The sequence below is a fragment of the Martinezella rhizogenes genome, from assembly GCF_027460065.1.
GTDB lineage: Bacteria > Pseudomonadota > Alphaproteobacteria > Rhizobiales > Rhizobiaceae > Agrobacterium > Agrobacterium rhizogenes_C.
On the sequence record NZ_JAPYZZ010000015.1, the window covers coordinates 87,112 to 104,411 of the forward strand.

Genomic DNA, 17,300 nt, shown 5'->3' on the forward strand with positions numbered 1-17,300 from the left:
GGGCTGGTTTGTACGATATTTTATGAAGATTGGCGGACGGCAAAGGGTCATTGGCCCGCAAGAAGCCGCCGCGTCAAGCAATTCCGACACAAGCATGCCATGGTTTTGCGTCGGGAATGGGTTGAAACGCAGAAATACCGACGGGCCGCGTTGCGTTGAACAGGAAAACATCGCCAGGTGCAGGAAGAAAAAGACGATAATAAAGGCCGTAAGAAACGGCACATCCTGCTCCGGATCGATAGCTTCATCGATAGCGGCCTGTGGACGGCTGCGGCGCGGCTGGTGGATTTCTGGGAAGACGTCACCATCGCCTCACGCAAATTGCATGTGCGCGGCTGGAAGAAGCTGGTCGTCAACCTGACCTGCGACGCGTTGACCTTCGGGACGGCAGGTGCCGTCGTGCTTCTCGCGCTCGCCATGCCCGCTTTCGAAGAGACCAAGAAGGACTGGCGTTATCGCGGCGATTTCGCCGTCACCTTCCTCGACCGTTACGGCAACACCATCGGCCATCGCGGCATCATTCATGAAGACAGCGTGCCGATCGACCAGATGCCTGACCATTTCATCAAGGCAGTGCTGGCGACCGAAGACCGGCGTTTCTTCGACCATTTCGGCATCGATTTCATCGGCCTTGCCCGCGCCATGAGCGAAAATGCCCGCGCCGGCGGTGTGGTGCAGGGCGGCTCGACGCTGACGCAGCAGCTCGCCAAGAACCTGTTTCTCACCAATGAGCGCTCGCTGGAGCGCAAGATCAAGGAAGCCTTCCTCGCGCTCTGGCTTGAGAGCAACATGTCGAAGAAGGAAATCCTCAGCCTTTATCTCGACCGCGCCTATATGGGCGGCGGCACCTTTGGCGCAGCGGCAGCAGCGCAGTTTTACTTCGGCAAGAACCTGACCGACGTGACGCTTTCGGAATCCGCCATTCTGGCCGGTCTGTTCAAGGCGCCGGCCAAATATGCGCCGCATGTCAACCTGCCGGCGGCCCGTGCCCGCGCCAATACCGTGCTTTCCAACCTGGTGCAGAGCGGGCTGATGACCGAGGGCCAGGTGATCGGCGCCAGGCGCAACCCGGCGACCGTCATCGACCGCGCCGACGTGAAAGCGCCGGATTATTTCCTCGACTGGGCCTTCGACGAGGTGCAGCGGCTGGCCGCCGAAGGCAAGTTCAGGGATCACACCGTCATTGTGCGCACCACCATCGATACCGGCCTGCAGCAGGCGGCCGAACAGGCGATGGAAATGGAGCTGCGCGAATATGGCGAGGGTTACCGCGTCAAGCAGGGCGCGATGGTGATGATCGAGAATGGCGGCGGCGTGCGCGCCATGGTCGGCGGCCGTGACTATGGCGAAAGCCAGTTCAACCGCGCCACGGCGGCGCTGCGCCAGCCCGGTTCCTCCTTCAAGGTCTATACCTACTCGGCCGCCATGGAAAAGGGCATGAAGCCGGACACGCTGATATCGGATGCACCGGTGACCTGGCGCGGCTGGTCGCCGCAGAATTACGGCCGTTCCTATGCCGGCAAGGTGACGCTGCAGGTAGCGCTCGCCAAATCCTACAATACCGTGCCGGTGCGGCTCGCCAAGGATGTGCTCGGCACGCAGGTCATCGTCGACACCGCCAAGGCGATGGGCGTGGCGACGCCGCTTCGCAGTGACAAGACCATTCCGCTCGGCACCTCCGAGGTGACGGTTCTCGATCAGGCCACCGCCTATGCCGTGTTCCCGGCCGACGGCATGCAGTCGCGCCGCCACGGCATCGAGCAGGTGCTGGATTACGAGGGCAAGGTTCTCTACGATTTCAGCCATGACGAGCCGCCGGCCAAACGGGTGCTTTCCGAAGAAGCCAACTCCAAGATGAACCAGATGCTGGTGACCATCCCGGTCATGGGCACGGCGCGGCGCGGCGCGCTGGATAACGGCATCGTCTCCGGCGGCAAGACCGGTACTTCGCAGGCCTATCGCGACGCCTGGTATGTGGGTTTCACCGGCAATTACACGACCGCCGTCTGGTTCGGCAATGACGAGTTCACGCCGATGAACAACATGACCGGCGGTGCGCTTCCGGCCATGACCTACAAGCGGCTGATGGATTATGCCCACCAGGGTATGGAGCTGCGGCCGATCCCCGGCATCCAGAACCCGCTGCCGACGGGTGACCGCCCGCAGCCCTCGGCAGAAGTCGCATCCGCCTCCGCCAACACACCCGCGATGCCGGCACTGACCCGCCCGCGCTCGCTTTCGGCAGAGGCGACGCGGGTGATCCGCTCGATCGGGCGGAAGATGAAGGAGGCCACGGCGTTGAGTGTGACGACGCAGAAGGTGGCGGATGCTTCCTCGCATGAGGGCTTCGACGCCATGCGGCGGTGATAACACATCGCGTTGAGAGGTTACCGGCAGTGCGTGGGGTTTACCCCCCCTCTGCCCTGCCGGGCATCTCCCCCTCAAGGGGGGAGATCGATATGCGGCGACGTCTCGCATACCTCAACCTTTGCGAATGAAGTGGCGGTAGCGCTGCTTGCTAATCTCCCCCCTTGAGGGGGAGATGTCCGGCAGGACAGAGGGGGGTTAGCCACTCGCTCTACAGCTTCCGTCTATCCAAATCGCAAAACCGCAAACCGGCGCGAAACGCCTCACCGCATCAACACCGCCTTCGCCGTCCCAACCACATTGGCCGTCAACCCGGCCAACCGCTCCGCCGCAAGCCGGTTCACCTGCCAATAAAGCGGAATATCCAGCGGCGTGCCCGATATCAGCTCAACCAGCCGCCCTTCCCTCAAATGCTCACCCACCAGCTGCACCGGATTGAGCCCCCACCCCATGCCGGCAAGGCTCGCCTTCACGAAACCATCCGTCGAAGGCAGCCAGTGGGTGGGATAGGAAACCTCCTCCCCCAGCGCCGTCCTGATCCAGCTCGCCTGCAACCGGTCCTTCTGGTTGAAGGTCAGCCCCGGCGCGCGGGCAAGGGCGGCGGGTGTCACACCCCCGGCAAAATGGCGAGCCATGAAATCCGGGCTCGCGGTCGCGTGGTAACGCAGCACGCCGAGCGGCGTTACCCGGCAGCCCTGCACGGGTTTGTCATGGGCGGTCACGGCGGCAAGCACCCTGCCCCCGCGCAGCCATTCCACCGTATGATCCTGATCATCCACCGCGATATTGACGAGATAATCGTTACTGCCGGTGAATTTCGACACCGCATCCAGAAACCATGTGCCGAGGCTGTCGGCATTGGTGGCGATGTTGAGCGTCACGCGCTCCTGCCCCGATCCCGCTTCTGCCAATGCCGGCAGCTGGCGGAAGAGTTCGTTTTCCAGCATACCGACGTGATCCATATGGCGGCAGAGCCACTCGCCCTTTTCCGTGGCGACGCAGGGATTGCCGCGCACGATCAGCACCACGCCCAGCCGTTCCTCCAGCTGCTTGATGCGCTGCGAAACGGCTGATGGCGTGACACACAACACCTGCGCCGCCTTTTCGAAACTGCCGGTCCGGGCAACGAGCGCCACGGCGCGCATAGAAGGATAGTCGAGCATTAGGGCACCGGATGAGGAAGTTGGAATTGATGCGACTGGTGCGCCGCTACAGACCATTGGTGAGGAGCTCTCCTCTCCTCATTCCTGTGCTTGTCACAGGAATCCAGTCGACGCGCGTCTGCGCGGCGGAAGAGTCTTTTCAGCCCAAGGACTTGGGCTGGCTGGATTCCTGTGACGAGCACAGGAATGAGGGTTGAGGGGAGGCAGCGCCTCAGAAAAGCAGTATCCGAAATGACATGGCAAGACATTAGCTCAACTTATCTGGACGGAGTTTATTTAACTGGATTAAACCATCCCACCCAAATATCCAAGTACTCGGTCCGCAAGCGAAGGCTTGCGCCATTTCGCATGGACAAAGACAAGAGGCTTCGACGCGCATGGACATCCAGATCTTCTTCACCGGCCTGACGATGGGCCTCAGCCTCATCGTCGCCATCGGCGCACAGAATGCCTTTGTGCTGAAACAGGGACTGGCGCGTTCGCATGTGTTTGCCGTCTGCGCCACCTGCGCGATATCGGATGCGCTGCTGATCACCGTCGGCGTGTTCGGTTTTCAGCGGATCAGCGCCATCATGCCCGCGCTCGATCCGATCATGCGTTATGCGGGGGCCGCGTTCCTCATCTGGTATGGCGCCAAAAGCCTGCATTCAGCGCTGCGTTCATCCGAGGTGCTTTCGGTGGCCGAGCGGCGGGAGGCGAGCCTGTGGCAGACGCTTGCCATTTGCCTGGCGCTGACCTTTCTCAATCCGCATGTCTATCTCGATACCGTCGTACTGCTCGGCACGATTTCCACGCAGTTTCCCGGTTTCGAGAAAACCTTTGCGGCGGGTGCTGCCACCGGCTCGCTGCTGTTCTTCTTTTCGCTGGGTTATGGCGCGCGCTGGCTTCGGCCGATCTTCGAAAAACCGTCTGCCTGGCGCATTCTCGAAGGCATCATCGCCGTCACCATGTGGGCGATCGCGTTCAAGCTGGTCATGGGTGCATGAGGGGGGGCATAAGGGCGGGAACTTCGCGCTCCCGTCACTTTCACGAGGACTAAACAAGCCACGCCATTTTCCAAACGGGGAATCAGTGATAGTCCTCGACCTGTTCAAAAACGGGAAAACAGCGTGTTCCGAGTTCCATTCCTTGTCGGCATCGCCCTTCTGATCGCCTTTGGCGGCGGTATTGCCGCGACGATGGCAGCGCTTGAAGCGACATCCGGCTTTGGATCGATCCGCATCGGCTCCTGGGATGCCTTTCCCGAGGCGCAGACGATCGAGGCCGACCCTTACGCCAAATCGCACCGTGCCGATGCCGGCAAGCTGCTTTACGGCACGGCCGAAGGACTGTCCTTCACCGCCTCCGTCGACAGCGACGGCCAGCGCCTGAGCGGTGAATGCCGCTACCGTCTGGCGGGCGCCGTGCCGCCGGCGCGGTTCTGGACGCTTTATACCGCCGACCAGCAGGGCAATGTGCTGGCCGAAGATGCCGGGCGGCCCTTCGCGCTCAATTCCCGCACGCTGCTGCGCAGTGCCGATGGCGGCATAGACATCACCATCGCCCCCGATGCCCAGACCTATAACTGGCTGGCAGTGCCGCAGGGCCAGACCTTCAAGCTGGTCATGACGCTGCTCGATACGCCGGTTGCCGGCAGTTCCGGCCTGATCGATATTTCCATGCCGCAAATCCGCAAGCGGGGGTGTGGCAATGCTTAGGATCCTGCTCGCCATCGTCACCGGCCTCGTTGCCGCCGCTGTGCTGCATGTCATCGTCATTCTGGCGATACCGCATTTCAGCAATCGCGACGCCTATACGCGCGCGCTGGCGGAAGGAAAACCGCATGTGTTTCATCTGCTCGAGGAGACGGCGGAGAAAAAGACCCTCGGTAGCGGCGATCCCTTCATGCGGGTGGCCGTCTGCACCTTCAACATCGAGGAACAGCCGGTCAGGCTCACCGCCATCGGCGCCGTGCCCTTCTGGTCGGTCGCGGTTTACGACAAGGCCTCGAACGAAGTATTCAGCATGAACGACCGCACCTCCGCCGGCGGCGAGATGGATATTCTGGTGGCCGATGCGGTGCAGATCGCCGCCATCCGCAAGGCACAGCCGCCCGCGCTCTCGCAGGCCATTCTGGCGGAATCGGATCAGACGGAAGGGTATGTGGTGTTGCGAACCATGGTGCCGCAGCCGAGTTTCGGCGAAGAAGCGGAGCGGTTCCTGAACGAGGCGAAATGCCAGCCGACGCCGTGGAAATAACGTCGGTCCGTCGCGATAATCAGGACTTCAGGGCGGTTTCCGTTGCGGATTTGCCCTTGCGCGCGACTTTGCCCGTTGGCTCCGCATCGCGTTTTTCATAACGAACGCCGGTAAACAGCACGACCTTCGCGGGGCCGACTATTACCGTTCCAGACAGGCCAGCGGGGCGCGGGCTTCGTCGGGCGTCGCCAATTGGAATAATCTCTGCCATGCTTCTCTCCTCTTCGGGAGTCAATGTTGCCCATGGGAACCGCGCAAGCCTCGTCTTGCGTCGGGAATTTCATCACCATCACATTGCGCATTGGCCAGTCCACAGACTGGTTTTCGCACGATCCAAAAATCCAAAGCGATTCTTATAAGACGATCGTGCGCAGATTCAGGCTTCACATGCCATTTTTGTATTTATTCCGTAGATCAGAATAACATGGAATCCTAATACTGCCCATGAAATTACAAACAGACAGAGGTTAATGATCCGTTAACCCTAATTGCCGGACCCTCATTTCTTTCTCTGTGAGCCGCACCCGTTGAAAACTAAGGCGATGCAGCAAAGTTCCATCGGATTTCCGGCGTCATCAAGGTTTTAAAATTTCCTTGTTGAAAGAGGCAGATTCCCTCTTGCCACCCCCCATAGTTAACAGGACGTCAACGGATTTGCTCTAATTTGAACCGATATTGTGTTTGCGTTTGTTGGGTAGTGCGTTGACCGACCGGTTTCGAGAACTTGAGAGGCCAAGAGCCATTAGGAAGAAAGATGTGGTGCTTATGGCCACGGTGACGAATTTCGAAACTGTTTCCCATCCGTCAAAAACGGACCTTCGGCAATTCGCCGAACTTTTCATGCCGCTTTTCAACGCCTCCACCGAAGAAGCCAAGCGGGAGGCAATCGCCGCGCTCTCGCAGCATCCGAGCGTGCCTTCGGCGGTTGCCTTCTTCATTGCCTGCCAGCCGATTTCGCTTGCGGCACCCTTCCTCATTTCCTCGAAATGCCTCGATGACGACACGCTGATAACCATTGCCCGCACGCAAGGGGCGGCCCATGCGCGCGCCATCGTCCGGCGCGACGACCTCTCCCCCACCGTCATCGATGCGCTTGTCGGGCTGCGCCATGCGGAAGATCTGAAACGGCCGGGTGAAGAGGCAAACATCGCCGAGCCGCAGACGGCGGCAAGCCCTGAAGAGCCGAAGGGGGAAGAAAGGAGAGACAACATCGCCGCCGCTTCCGCATTCGAAGAAGAAATGCGCCAGCGGATCAAGCAGATGGCACATCACCTCAACCGCCCGGAAAGCGACATTCTCGGTCTTCGCCGCCTGAGCGAGGTGCAGGAAGCGCTGCTCGTGCGTTTCGCGCGTGAACGCAATGCCCGGCAATTTGCGGTGGCGCTGGCGGATTCGCTCTCCTCCAGCTACTGGCTGTCGGAGCGTATCATGCTCGATATATCAGGCGCGCAGCTGGCGACGACGCTGACAGGTCTCGGAATGGAATTTTCCGAAGCGGCCTTCGTGCTGCAATGCTTCTATCCGCATCTTTCCGCCGCCGCCGGCGATATGAGCCGTGCGGAAGCGCTGCTCGACGGCCTCGACATCGTGGAATGCGAAGAGCGGCTGGAAAGCTGGCGTCGGGCCGAAAGCTATACACATGGCCGCGAATGGCCGAGCCGCAGCGCACCGGCCACGCAGAGAACCGGAACGCAGGGTTAGGCAGGCAGGTCCACGTCTTGACGGGTTGAAGAGGCGGGCCCTTGACCGGGCAGTTCTAGGCCTGCGGCTTGTCCACCAGCGTCAGCAGGGTGCCGATCTCATCGGTCTCGATCTCCACGACCCACAGGTCGCTATCGAAGCGCCTTTCCCGTTCCAGCAGCGCAGTACTTTCCTCGCCCTCCACACCGGCCAGACGCGTTTCGAAACGGCGCTCGGCGCGCATGATGTCTTCGTCATCGGCGAAACTCTGCGGGGCGGGTCCATAGAGGTTCTCGCGGCCGTTGCGCAGCCGCTGGCGCACGAAGATCGCTCCCGCCGCCTCCGCGCCCTTCTTTTCGACAGCGGCAAATCCGCCGGCGGCAAAAACGCGACGGATGAGGGCTGAGACGAACATTTCGGATTTGAGGCGCATGGGTTTGCTTTCGGTGGAGACGGTGGACGTGCTCTCGATATTGATCTTACGCGGCMGAGGGTGCCTGGGGTTCACCCCCCTCTGCCCTGCCGGGCATCTCCCCCTCAAGGGGGGAGATCAGCAAGCGGCGCTACCGCCCCTTCATTCGCAAAGGTCGAGATATGCGAGACCTCGCCGCATATCGATCTCCCCCCTTGAGGGGGAGATGCCCGGCAGGGCAGAGGGGGGTAAAGCCACCCGCACCCTTGGTCCGCCGTCTACACTCCGGAAGCTCAAATCTAAAGCGCGCCGATCGACTTCAGCTTCTTCAGCACGGCCTCACTCGGCTCGCCGGTTTCCGGCAGGCGATAGTGTTTTTCAAACGCGCGGATGGCGTTGCGGGTCTGCTGGCCGGCCACGCCATCCACCTTCACGTCGGCATAGGCGATATTGATCAGCCCCTGCTGGATCTTGGCGATCAGCGCGCTGCTGACCGGTTTTGCGCCAGCAGTCGCGCTGTTGAGGGACGCAGGTTCGGCCTTCACCTGCGGCTTCTCCGCCTTGCGGATGGCGGCCGCGACCGGGTCGATTTCCACTCCGCCGCCGGTGTTGGCGTCGGACGGCCGGTCTTTTGGAATGGCCGCAACGGTCGCGCCATCGATCTTCAGCGCCGCCAGCACCCGGGTCGTCGGCTCGCCGGTCTGTTCCATGCCCAGCGTTTCCTCGAAGAACATGATTGCGGCGGCGGTCTTCGGCCCCATGCGGCCATCCGCCTCGCCTTCATATAGCCCGCGTTTTTTCAACTCGGCCTGAATATCGGCGACGATCTGCTGCGGCTTCTGGGTGTCAGCGGCGGGAAGTGCCGCGGTTTCAGCTGTAGCGGGAGGCTGCGCCGTCTCGTTTTCCGCCGGCCGCTCTATGCGGAAGGTCGTGACGTTGCCATGCGTGCCGAGCGGCTCAGTCGGACGATAACCGGCAATGCCGTTCGGGTTTTCCGCATCGCGGGTGCGCAGGAAAGGCGTCGGGTGGACGCCCGGCTGATACCAGAGCGCATTGGCGGCGACAAAACCGAAGACGACCGCAAAGGCACCACAGCCGCCGACCAGTTTCGGATGGCGCAGGATTTCGCGCCCGATGGCCGAAACCACCAAGGAAACAAATCCGGCGCCGATCTGGGCCGTTGTTTTCTTAGGCGATTTTCGCTTTCGCGGGGCCATCGTCACCATCCTTCTTCATCTTCGCGGCCATGTCGCCGAGTTGGCGGATGCGCGGCGGGAATTCCACCATGCATTCGGTTTCAGCGTTTTCACCGCCACCTACCATGCCGGAACCGTCGGCAGGCAAGGTGATCGTTACGACCGTTCCCTCGGCGGGCTTGCTGGTGATGACGAAAGTGCCGCCATGCAGTGCCACAAGCCCCTTGACCAGGGACAATCCCAGACCAGTGCCCTCATAGCGACGGGTATATTCATTCTGAACCTGCATGAAAGGCTGGCCCAGCAATTCGATCTTGTCGGACGCGATGCCGATGCCGGTATCGCTGACCGTCAGCTTCAGCATCCCACCTTCGCGCGCGGCGTCGATCGACACCACACCACCCGCATCGGTGAATTTGATGGCATTGCCAGCGAGATTGATGAGAACCTGCCGGATGGCGCGCTGATCGGCCGAGATTTCGCCGATACCGCGCTGGATGCGGCTGGTCAATGTCAGGCCTTTTTCCTTCGCCTGCAGGCCGAGCATGGCTTCGCAGGACGCTATGGTCTCCGAAATCGGGAAGCTTTCCATCAGCAATTCGTAACGACCGGCTTCGAGCTTGCTCATATCCAGCATCGTGTTGACGACGGACAGGAGATGCGCGCCGGACTGGCGGATCAGGCCGACATATTCGCGCTGGCGGTCATTCTCCAGCCGGCCGAAATATTCACCGGCCAGAATATCGGAAAAACCGAGGACGGCGTTGAGCGGCGTGCGCAGCTCATGGCTGACGGCGGCAAGGAAACGCGACTTGGCGTCATTGGCCGATTCCGCCTCCGCCGTCTTGCGGGCAACATCGCGGCGCAGGCGCTCCATCTCAGTGACGTCGGAAAGCTGGGCGACGATGCGGCGCAGACGGCCGGTCGCACCGCGAATTGCGGTCATCTCGATGCGGACGTGCATGAATTGCGTCTGGCGCGATTTTGCACCCGTTTCGAACCGAAGCTCGGCTGTGGCCTTGTCCTCGCCCTGCCGCAGCAGGTCGAAGGCCTGCATCAGTTCGATACGATCGGAGACATAGACATATTCGGCGAAGACCTCGCCTTTGCTGGCCGTGAGATCAGCAGGGAAACTGTCGCGGTCGCGGCCGGAGACGCGCTCGACGAGACCGTTTTCATTGAGGGTGAGAACGAGGCCGGGCACCTGCGCTGCGGCGATCATATCCTCATCGCCGGAAGGCGCCGAAGGCGAGGAGAAGCCGCGTGCGGGACGCGAAAAGGCAATCAGCAGCGCGGCGGCGGCGAGATAAAGCGCCAGCACCACGGCCGCGCCGATGGGCAGCGCGATGGCGGGGCTGAAAACAAGGCTGAACAGGGCTGGTACAATAAAAAGGCCGACGGCACTGAAGGCGATCAGCCGGCGCAGGCGTGCAATGGTTCCGGCGCGCCTTTCGGCGTCCTCTTCCATGCGCGCAAGCCATCTGCCCGCGGCATGGTCGACCAGTGCGACCGCTTTTTCTCTCATATTACGCAATACCAAACCCGAATCTTAAAGGCGGTTCCAACGGCCTCGACAATAGAAGGCGGCGGCTTAAGGAATGGATAAAAAGAATGACGCCAAAGGCACGTCAAATGCGCCGCAGTCCCATTACGGGGCATTTATTCCAAGCTTTGCCAATCATGGTTAATGACGGGTAAGCGACGGATTTCGCTTCATTTTCGCCATCGTGTTAACCTTTGTGGCAAGGCTTGCCGCCGCTTTGCCCGGGAACGCGTGGGCTCTGTCGCAATTATGCTTAACATGGACTGTTAAAATGCGAATGAATTGATGGCGGGCGTGCCGATACGAGGAGAATAGATACAATTTGAATTAAATTGCGCCGCTTTTTGCAATCGGCTGTTCGCCGGTCACGTGTAGCTTCATCACAAGCCCGAAAAACGGGACAAAGGCCGATGACCCGAAACCGGGCGGGGCTTTAGAAAACAAAGATCATCTGGCAGGGTGTCTGACAATGTGGTTTCTGATCAAAGGAACATTCTGGTTTTCGCTGGTGCTCGTGGCGCTGTCCTACTTCGGCAGCAGCAACGATCCGACCAAGGAGCCTTCGGCATTTGATCTTCCCAGCGCCGTTTCGGCCGCAGGGGAAGCCTATCGTTATGTCAGCGCCATCTGCATCGAAAAACCCGATGTCTGCGTCAAGGGCGCCGAAACCTTCCATGCTCTCGGAGAGCGGGCGAAGGAAGGCGCAAAGGTTGCCTATGAACTGCTGGACAAGCAGCTAGCCTCCGGTGACAAGCCCGCTGACGTTGCCGAAGTTGCTGCGGACGCCGAAAAACTGGCGGCAGCACCCGTCGTCAGCGTCGAATTTCCCGGCAAGCCCGACATGCTGAAGACCGGCACCGTCATTCCCCTGCCGCAGAAGCGCCCTGCTCCCTGAGATTTCGGCCCTGATCCTGCCGGCCGCCGCGCCATTTATTTGCAGACGGAGACATCCGTCTGCCCACTGCCTGCCTGACTTGCCCACGGAAACCTGTTTTCCGTGGGCTTTTTCATGACCCATGGTTCAAAACCACGCACACTTCCCCTATATCCTGGGAAAGACATTGAATAACGGATGATACGGCGCAACCATGGCCTCTCTCGAAACGATCCTTGACGACTTCGCTTTCCTCGACGACTGGGAGGACCGCTATCGTTATGTCATCGAACTCGGCAAGGCCCTTCCCGAGCTGGCGGAGGACAAGCGGACGCCTCAGAACAAGGTGCAGGGCTGCGCCAGCCAGGTCTGGCTCGTCAGCCATAGCGACGGTGCGGAAGATCCTCTCCTGACCTTTGAGGGCGATTCGGATGCGCATATCGTGCGCGGCCTCGTCGCCATCGTGCTCGCCGTCTATTCCGGCAGAAAAGCATCCGAAATTGCCGATCTGGATGCCATCGAGGTGTTCAGCAAGATTGGGTTGGTGGAGCACCTCTCCGCACAGCGCGCCAACGGCCTGCGCTCGATGATCAAGCGCATCCGCGACGAAGCCCGGCTGCTGGCGGCCTGAGCTTCATCGCGTCATCGAAGGGCGATAGTCCGTGTCGCCCCAATGGTGGCTTCCGCTTCGCGTCTTGCGCTGAGGCGGCGCGTAGTGGCGGGCGAGCGAGAGCAGTGCGGCCCTGAGCAGTAATTTTGCCGAGCGCGCCGGCCATAGTCTTTCCCGCTCCACCGTCTCCAGCCCCTTTTCGAAGCAGCAGATATCGATGGCGACGCCCGAGAGTTCCGGGCCCATCGCATCCGCCGCGCGGGAAAACCGCGACCTTGCGGCCATTGCCGCCTCGGTGAGATCAAGTGCGCCTCCCGCCTCCCCTTTGCTGCGGCTGGCAATGCGCGGCTCCCATATCGCCGTGACCCTGGGATTGAGATGGCCGCGATGAAAATCGGCAGCGAGGCGCTCGCCCGCCGCCAGCGCGTCTTCAGGGAAAAATGCGCTGCCGTCCCGCTCCTTCAATCGTGAAAGGCTGGTCAGCGGCGCGGTGTTGAGGTTGCGCCGGGCGGGCTGCTTCGTTGCGTCGATCTCAACCACGACGGTCTGCATATCCCGGTGCTGCTCCTGAAACACCTCGTCCCGGTCCTTTACCATGGCCCGTTTCAGATAGGAGGCAAGCGGCGGCGCGGCGGAAAGGCTGTTCTGCCGCCACTCGACCAGACCGGAGGAAATGGCAAGCCGCACCGTCTCCGCCGGAAACCGCTGAACAACCTGCTTCGGGCGCATGCGACGCAGGACGATCTCGTTCCCCTCCTGCGTGACATCAGCCGCGCCGGACGCAATACAACGCAGAAGCCGCAGCAGGACGCGATGCGCCGAAGCGGTCGAGGCGTTTTTCAGTTCATTCATCCCTTCCCCCTTTCATCACGCTGAAAATGCCGACGACCAGCCGCTCCAGCACGGCGACGAACTCATCGAAGGCAGGCTCATCGCGCCGGTCCTCGACCACCTGGCAGGCATGGCCCACCGTCGTCCTGTCCCGGCCAAAACACGGCCCGATATCCGACATGGGGATGCCGAGCGCGACATGGCAGACATACATGGCGATCTGGCGGATGTGGCATTCGATGCGCCGGCGGTCACGGCGCGCCGCAAAGCGATCACCCGTCAATTGCACCATCTCGCCGGTGAGCTGCCGCACCAGACGGCAAAGACGGGCAACCTCCTCCCGTCCGGCAGCCGGCGGCCAGTGACGGAAAGGGCGATCGACGGCCTGCATGCGAGGCCGCGCGGCGGCAGACAGAAGCAATGTATCCGACGGCATATGCAACTCCTCTACGAATAGGAATTAATTCATACACCTGTGGACGGATGCGGGGAAGTGCGAATTTGCCCCCGCAAATATACCAATTGATTTTACATCGTTTTTTGGATCGCGGCAGCGCCGGAGAAGGATTTTTTTCCTCTGTCGAAATTCCGCGCGGCATAAAAAAAGCCGGTCGATGGACCGGCTGGACATTTTCATACGGAAAGAAACGGCCTCGAAGACAGCCAATCCGGGTGATCGGATGAGCCCTGCCGCCTTCTCCCCGCCGGGGAGAAGAACAGGCCAGACCGGAGCGTCGTTACAATCAGCGGCTGGCCTTGCGGCGCTGGCCGAGACCCATTTCCTTGGCGAGCCGCGAGCGGGCTTCGGCATAGGCGGGAGCAACCATCGGATAGTCGACCGGCAGATCCCATTTTTCGCGATATTCTTCCGGCGTCATGCTGTGATGCGTCGTGAGATGCCGCTTCAGCGACTTGAACGAGCCGCCGCATTCCAAACAGACGATGTGATCGTCCTGAACCGACTTGCGGACAGAGACGGCAGGCTTCTGCTTTTCAACATTGACCGCCACCGATGCCGGTGCCGATGTTCCGCTGAGCGCCGTGTGAACATCCGAAATAAGGCCGGGAAGCTCTGTGACCGGAACGACGTGGTTGCTAACATAGGCAGCCACAATATCCGCCGTCAGTTCGACCAGCAGATCCTGGGCGTTACCGTATGCAGTTTCCGTCATTTAAGTATCTCCTGTTTATTGATCCCCTGACGCGGGCGAACGCCGCGTCGAGCGATGTGAAGTTACCCGGTGCCCCACCTTCGCTTTGTTGAAACCAACGTGAAATCTACCCCTAGATTTCAAGCGAAAACCGGAAACGAATTAATCCGAGATTCAACTTACGGCCGGCGACATGGGCAGCAATGGTCCGATGGGCCATAGATTAGACATCAATAAAATGCCTATGCTGACTATGAAGAGGCTAGATGCAAATCGCGATGAGCAACTTTACACTTAATTTGGATAACAGCAAAACAGCAAAAGTCAAATTCCTAGTGTCCATTTTTCAGTTCAAAACAGTCTAATTCGAATACAAAAAATTACGGGTAATAAAATACTATGCCTAGTAGTAATTGAAAATGAATACCCCCAATTATTGGGGGGATTTTCAACTTCACATTTTCTTGAGGTCATCAACTACCGATTTATCGGCCAGCGGATAACCTGCCTTGTGTGCCGCCATGGCAAGAAGATGCGCAGACACCGGTGCGGTGAGGATAAAGAACAGAAAACCGGCCAATGCACGCGCCAGCGTCGACAGTTCCATGGAATGGATGCCCACCGCCAGAAGCAACAGGCCGGACCCCACCGTTCCCGCCTTGGAAGCGGCATGCATGCGGGTATAGACGTCAGGCAGCCGATTGAGCCCGATAGCGGCTATCAACGAGAAGAGGGCGCCGGAAACCGTCAGCGCCGCAACGAGTATTGCCACGATCCATTCGGTCATCGCCGGCCCCTCCCCTTTTTGCCGCGCGTATCGTTTTCCATAGTTTTTTCAATTACTTCAGATGCCCTATCCCCATCGAGAACCGTCGTTCGCCTGCGTCGATCGTCAGGACCGCGCGACAGTACGAAGCGGGCAAAGGCGACCGTCGCCAGAAAGCCGACCAGCCCGAGCGCAATGGCGATATCGATGTAAAGGTTAAAGCCGGTGCGGATGGCGATAACAGCGATAAAGCCGATGGCGATGCCGACCAGCATGTCGAGCGCGACGATGCGATCCGGCAGGGTCGGGCCAACGACGACACGATAGACTGTCAGCAAAAAGGCGGCCGACAATACAACCGTTGCAAGTATAGTTGCGAATGAAACTGTGAGTTCCGGCGTCATATCTGGAACGCCTCCATGATTTTTCTTTCGAAGCCGTTTCGGATGTCGTTTTTCGTGGCTTCGATATCGCTGCAGTCGATCGCGTGTACGTAGAGCGTCTTTCTATTCTCGGAAATATCGACGGAAAGCGTGCCCGGCGTGAGCGTGATGAGATTGGCAAGCAGCGTGATTTCGAAATCCGTCGTCACCGTCAGCGGATAGGCAAATATGCCTGGCTGAACCTCAAGCTTCGGCCGTGTCACCAGCACCGCCACCTTCCAGGCGGAGAGCGCCAGCTCCTTGAAGAACAACAGCACCAGCGACAGCACACGGAAAAGCCTGAGCCAGTGGCTACGCCCGCCCGGAAGCTGGTGGCGGATCAGCCCGAGCGCCAGTGTCGAAACAATGAGGGCGAAGACGATATTCGCCAGCGTGACGCTGCCCGTCACGGCAAGCCAGACGGCCACGAAAAGCAATTGCACGATATAGAGGCTCATGGCTTGCCCCCTTGCGGAAAGACCGACTGAATATAGGCCTGCGGATTACCGAGACCAGCCGCCGCCTGCTGGCTGAGATTGAGCAGGCTTTCCGGGAACAGGCCGAAAAACACCACCAGCAAAGTCAGCCCCACCAGCGGCACGACAGACGGGGCCGGTGGGCGGGCGGCGGGCTGCAAGGCCGGCTGGCCGGTGGGTGCCGTTACCGGACGCCAGAAGCAGAGCAGGAAGACCCGCCCGAAGGCGATGGTGGCGATGAAGCCGGAGATGAGGATGGCGGCGGCGAGCCACCAGGCGCCGATATCTATGGCTGATTTGACCAGAACCGCCTTCGGCCAGAAGCCGGAAAAGGGCGGCAGGCCGGAACCGGCGAAAAACAGGGCAAGCGCCAGCGCCGAAAACCACGGGGCCTGCCGGTAAAGCCCGCCAAGCGCCGCGATGCTGAAACCGCCGCCGAGGCGGGCGGCATGGCCGGCGGCGAGATAAAGCGCCGTCATCAGCACCATGGAATGCAGCGCGTAGAAGATTGCGCCCGATACGCCTGACGGCGTGCCGATGGCGATGCCGGCCATCATGTAACCGATGCCCGATATGACGATGTAACCGAGCATGCGGCGGATATCGTTCTGTGCAAGCGCCCCCATGGCGCCCAGCACCATGGTGAGTGCCGCGGAAATGGCGATGACGATGCTGAGCTCTTCCCGCTCGACCGGAAACAGCATGACCATGACGCGCAGCAGCGAATAGATGCCGACCTTTGTAAGCAGGCCACCAAAGAGCGCCGAAACGACGATGCGTGGCGTATGATAGGAGGCGGGCAGCCAGAAATTCACAGGGAAGGCAGCCGCCTTCATGGCGAAGGCGAGAGCAAAGAGGCTGGCGAGCGTCATCAACGGCGCGGTGCCACGCAGCTCCGTTGCCTTCAGCGCAATATCGGCCATGTTGAGCGTGCCGAAGATCGCATAGAGATAACCGACCGTGATCAGGAACAGTGTCGTACCGATGAGGTTCAGGATGGCGTATTTCAGCGCGCCATCGATCTGCTCGCGCGTGGAACCGAGCACGATGAGGCCGAAGGACGAGATCAGCAGCACCTCGAACCAGACATAGAGGTTGAAGAGATCACCGGTCAGGAAAGCGCCGGTGACGCCCGCCATCAGCAACATCAGGAACGGATAGAAGCCATAACGCCTGCCGCTGGCATCGATATCCGCGCCGGCATGGATGGCGCCGGCCAGCGCGACGATGGCAGCGGCGAGCGACAGGAGCGCGCCGGTGAGATCGGCGGTGAAGGCAATGCCGAAGGGCGGCAGCCAGCGGCCCATGACCATGGTGAATGGGCCTTGCGTCGCAACCTTCCAGAGCAGTGCTGCATCGAGGATCACCAGCAAAGAAAGTGCTGCAATGGCGACTGCGGCATGGTGGCGGATGGCGTGGCGCATCATCATCAGCACGGCACCTGCGCCGATGCACAGCGCGATTGGCAGGATGATCAGCCAGTCGGCAAGCGGCACGGGCGCCATCACGAGCGCTGCAGAAAGATCGGTCACGGTTGATGTGGTGGAGGAAGCCATGTCGTCTCTGCCTCG

General features: G+C 60.4%; 19 protein-coding genes. 7 read left to right on the forward strand and 12 right to left on the reverse strand.

What is annotated here, in order from left to right:
- The first annotated feature begins 177 nt into the window (after window positions 1-177).
- Window positions 178-2,367 (forward strand): transglycosylase domain-containing protein, encoded by a 2,190-nt coding sequence (locus O8B93_RS20670; RefSeq protein WP_269711758.1) that lies wholly within the window; start codon window positions 178-180, stop codon window positions 2,365-2,367.
- Window positions 2,368-2,630: 263 nt separating this feature from the next.
- Here O8B93_RS20670 and O8B93_RS20675 read toward each other — a convergent pair whose 3' ends face one another.
- Window positions 2,631-3,530, reverse strand: coding sequence for a LysR family transcriptional regulator ArgP (locus O8B93_RS20675; protein WP_269711759.1), 900 nt, complete (start codon window positions 3,528-3,530; stop codon window positions 2,631-2,633).
- A 377-nt stretch (window positions 3,531-3,907) separates the two neighbouring features.
- Between O8B93_RS20675 and O8B93_RS20680 the strand changes: the two genes are divergently transcribed.
- The 3 genes from O8B93_RS20680 to O8B93_RS20690 all read left to right on the forward strand — a co-directional run bounded on the left by O8B93_RS20680 (window position 3,908) and on the right by O8B93_RS20690 (window position 5,768).
- Entirely contained in the window at window positions 3,908-4,516 is a 609-nt protein-coding gene (locus O8B93_RS20680) for a LysE/ArgO family amino acid transporter (protein WP_269711760.1), read from the forward strand.
- A 123-nt stretch (window positions 4,517-4,639) separates the two neighbouring features.
- On the forward strand, window positions 4,640-5,227 hold the full coding sequence (locus O8B93_RS20685) for a DUF1214 domain-containing protein (protein ID WP_269711761.1): 588 nt from the start codon (window positions 4,640-4,642) through the stop codon (window positions 5,225-5,227).
- The gene (locus tag O8B93_RS20690) at window positions 5,220-5,768 is read left to right on the forward strand and encodes a DUF1254 domain-containing protein (RefSeq protein WP_269711762.1); all 549 of its coding nucleotides are present in this window, start codon (window positions 5,220-5,222) and stop codon (window positions 5,766-5,768) included. The genes O8B93_RS20685 and O8B93_RS20690 overlap by 8 nt, the downstream gene beginning before the upstream one ends.
- A gap of 19 nt (window positions 5,769-5,787) precedes the next feature.
- Here O8B93_RS20690 and O8B93_RS20695 read toward each other — a convergent pair whose 3' ends face one another.
- Window positions 5,788-5,979 carry a hypothetical protein gene (locus O8B93_RS20695; RefSeq protein ID WP_269711763.1) on the reverse strand — a complete coding sequence of 64 codons (192 nt, stop codon included), beginning with the start codon at window positions 5,977-5,979 and terminating at the stop codon, window positions 5,788-5,790.
- A 554-nt stretch (window positions 5,980-6,533) separates the two neighbouring features.
- On the opposite strand from O8B93_RS20695, the gene O8B93_RS20700 reads away from it, so the two are divergent.
- A complete protein-coding gene (locus tag O8B93_RS20700) occupies window positions 6,534-7,469 on the forward strand; it encodes a DUF2336 domain-containing protein (RefSeq protein WP_269711810.1) in 936 nt (311 codons plus the stop codon).
- A gap of 55 nt (window positions 7,470-7,524) precedes the next feature.
- Here the strand turns inward: O8B93_RS20700 and O8B93_RS20705 are convergent, their stop codons facing one another.
- The 3 genes from O8B93_RS20705 to O8B93_RS20715 form a co-directional block, all read right to left on the reverse strand.
- Window positions 7,525-7,881: a DUF1491 family protein gene (locus O8B93_RS20705; RefSeq protein ID WP_269711764.1), complete on the reverse strand. Its 357-nt coding sequence runs from the start codon at window positions 7,879-7,881 to the stop codon at window positions 7,525-7,527.
- A 278-nt stretch (window positions 7,882-8,159) separates the two neighbouring features.
- Window positions 8,160-9,077: a peptidoglycan-binding domain-containing protein gene (locus O8B93_RS20710; protein ID WP_269711765.1), complete on the reverse strand. Its 918-nt coding sequence runs from the start codon at window positions 9,075-9,077 to the stop codon at window positions 8,160-8,162.
- A complete protein-coding gene (locus tag O8B93_RS20715; RefSeq protein WP_269711766.1) occupies window positions 9,049-10,581 on the reverse strand; it encodes a sensor histidine kinase in 1,533 nt (510 codons plus the stop codon). Before O8B93_RS20715 ends, O8B93_RS20710 begins: the two co-directional genes overlap by 29 nt.
- Before the next feature lie 487 nt (window positions 10,582-11,068).
- Between O8B93_RS20715 and O8B93_RS20720 the strand changes: the two genes are divergently transcribed.
- The gene (locus O8B93_RS20720; RefSeq protein WP_269711767.1) at window positions 11,069-11,494 is read left to right on the forward strand and encodes a DUF5330 domain-containing protein; all 426 of its coding nucleotides are present in this window, start codon (window positions 11,069-11,071) and stop codon (window positions 11,492-11,494) included.
- 193 nt (window positions 11,495-11,687) lie between these two features.
- On the forward strand, window positions 11,688-12,104 hold the full coding sequence (locus O8B93_RS20725) for a SufE family protein (protein WP_269711768.1): 417 nt from the start codon (window positions 11,688-11,690) through the stop codon (window positions 12,102-12,104).
- A 3-nt stretch (window positions 12,105-12,107) separates the two neighbouring features.
- Here O8B93_RS20725 and O8B93_RS20730 read toward each other — a convergent pair whose 3' ends face one another.
- The 7 genes from O8B93_RS20730 to O8B93_RS20760 form a co-directional block, all read right to left on the reverse strand.
- Window positions 12,108-12,935: a DUF6456 domain-containing protein gene (locus O8B93_RS20730; protein ID WP_269711769.1), complete on the reverse strand. Its 828-nt coding sequence runs from the start codon at window positions 12,933-12,935 to the stop codon at window positions 12,108-12,110.
- A complete protein-coding gene (locus tag O8B93_RS20735) occupies window positions 12,928-13,350 on the reverse strand; it encodes a helix-turn-helix domain-containing protein (RefSeq protein ID WP_269711770.1) in 423 nt (140 codons plus the stop codon). The genes O8B93_RS20730 and O8B93_RS20735 overlap by 8 nt, the downstream gene beginning before the upstream one ends.
- A gap of 307 nt (window positions 13,351-13,657) precedes the next feature.
- Complete coding sequence (gene ros, locus O8B93_RS20740) at window positions 13,658-14,086, reverse strand: MucR family transcriptional regulator Ros (RefSeq protein ID WP_003509257.1); 429 nt, start codon at window positions 14,084-14,086, stop codon at window positions 13,658-13,660.
- A gap of 433 nt (window positions 14,087-14,519) precedes the next feature.
- Window positions 14,520-14,852, reverse strand: coding sequence for a monovalent cation/H(+) antiporter subunit G (gene mnhG, locus O8B93_RS20745; protein WP_269711771.1), 333 nt, complete (start codon window positions 14,850-14,852; stop codon window positions 14,520-14,522).
- The gene (locus O8B93_RS20750; protein WP_269711772.1) at window positions 14,849-15,235 is read right to left on the reverse strand and encodes a cation:proton antiporter; all 387 of its coding nucleotides are present in this window, start codon (window positions 15,233-15,235) and stop codon (window positions 14,849-14,851) included. Before O8B93_RS20750 ends, mnhG begins: the two co-directional genes overlap by 4 nt.
- Window positions 15,232-15,711: a Na+/H+ antiporter subunit E gene (locus O8B93_RS20755; RefSeq protein WP_269711773.1), complete on the reverse strand. Its 480-nt coding sequence runs from the start codon at window positions 15,709-15,711 to the stop codon at window positions 15,232-15,234. Before O8B93_RS20755 ends, O8B93_RS20750 begins: the two co-directional genes overlap by 4 nt.
- A complete protein-coding gene (locus O8B93_RS20760) occupies window positions 15,708-17,285 on the reverse strand; it encodes a Na+/H+ antiporter subunit D (protein WP_269711774.1) in 1,578 nt (525 codons plus the stop codon). The genes O8B93_RS20755 and O8B93_RS20760 overlap by 4 nt, the downstream gene beginning before the upstream one ends.
- Window positions 17,286-17,300: the final 15 nt, after the last annotated feature.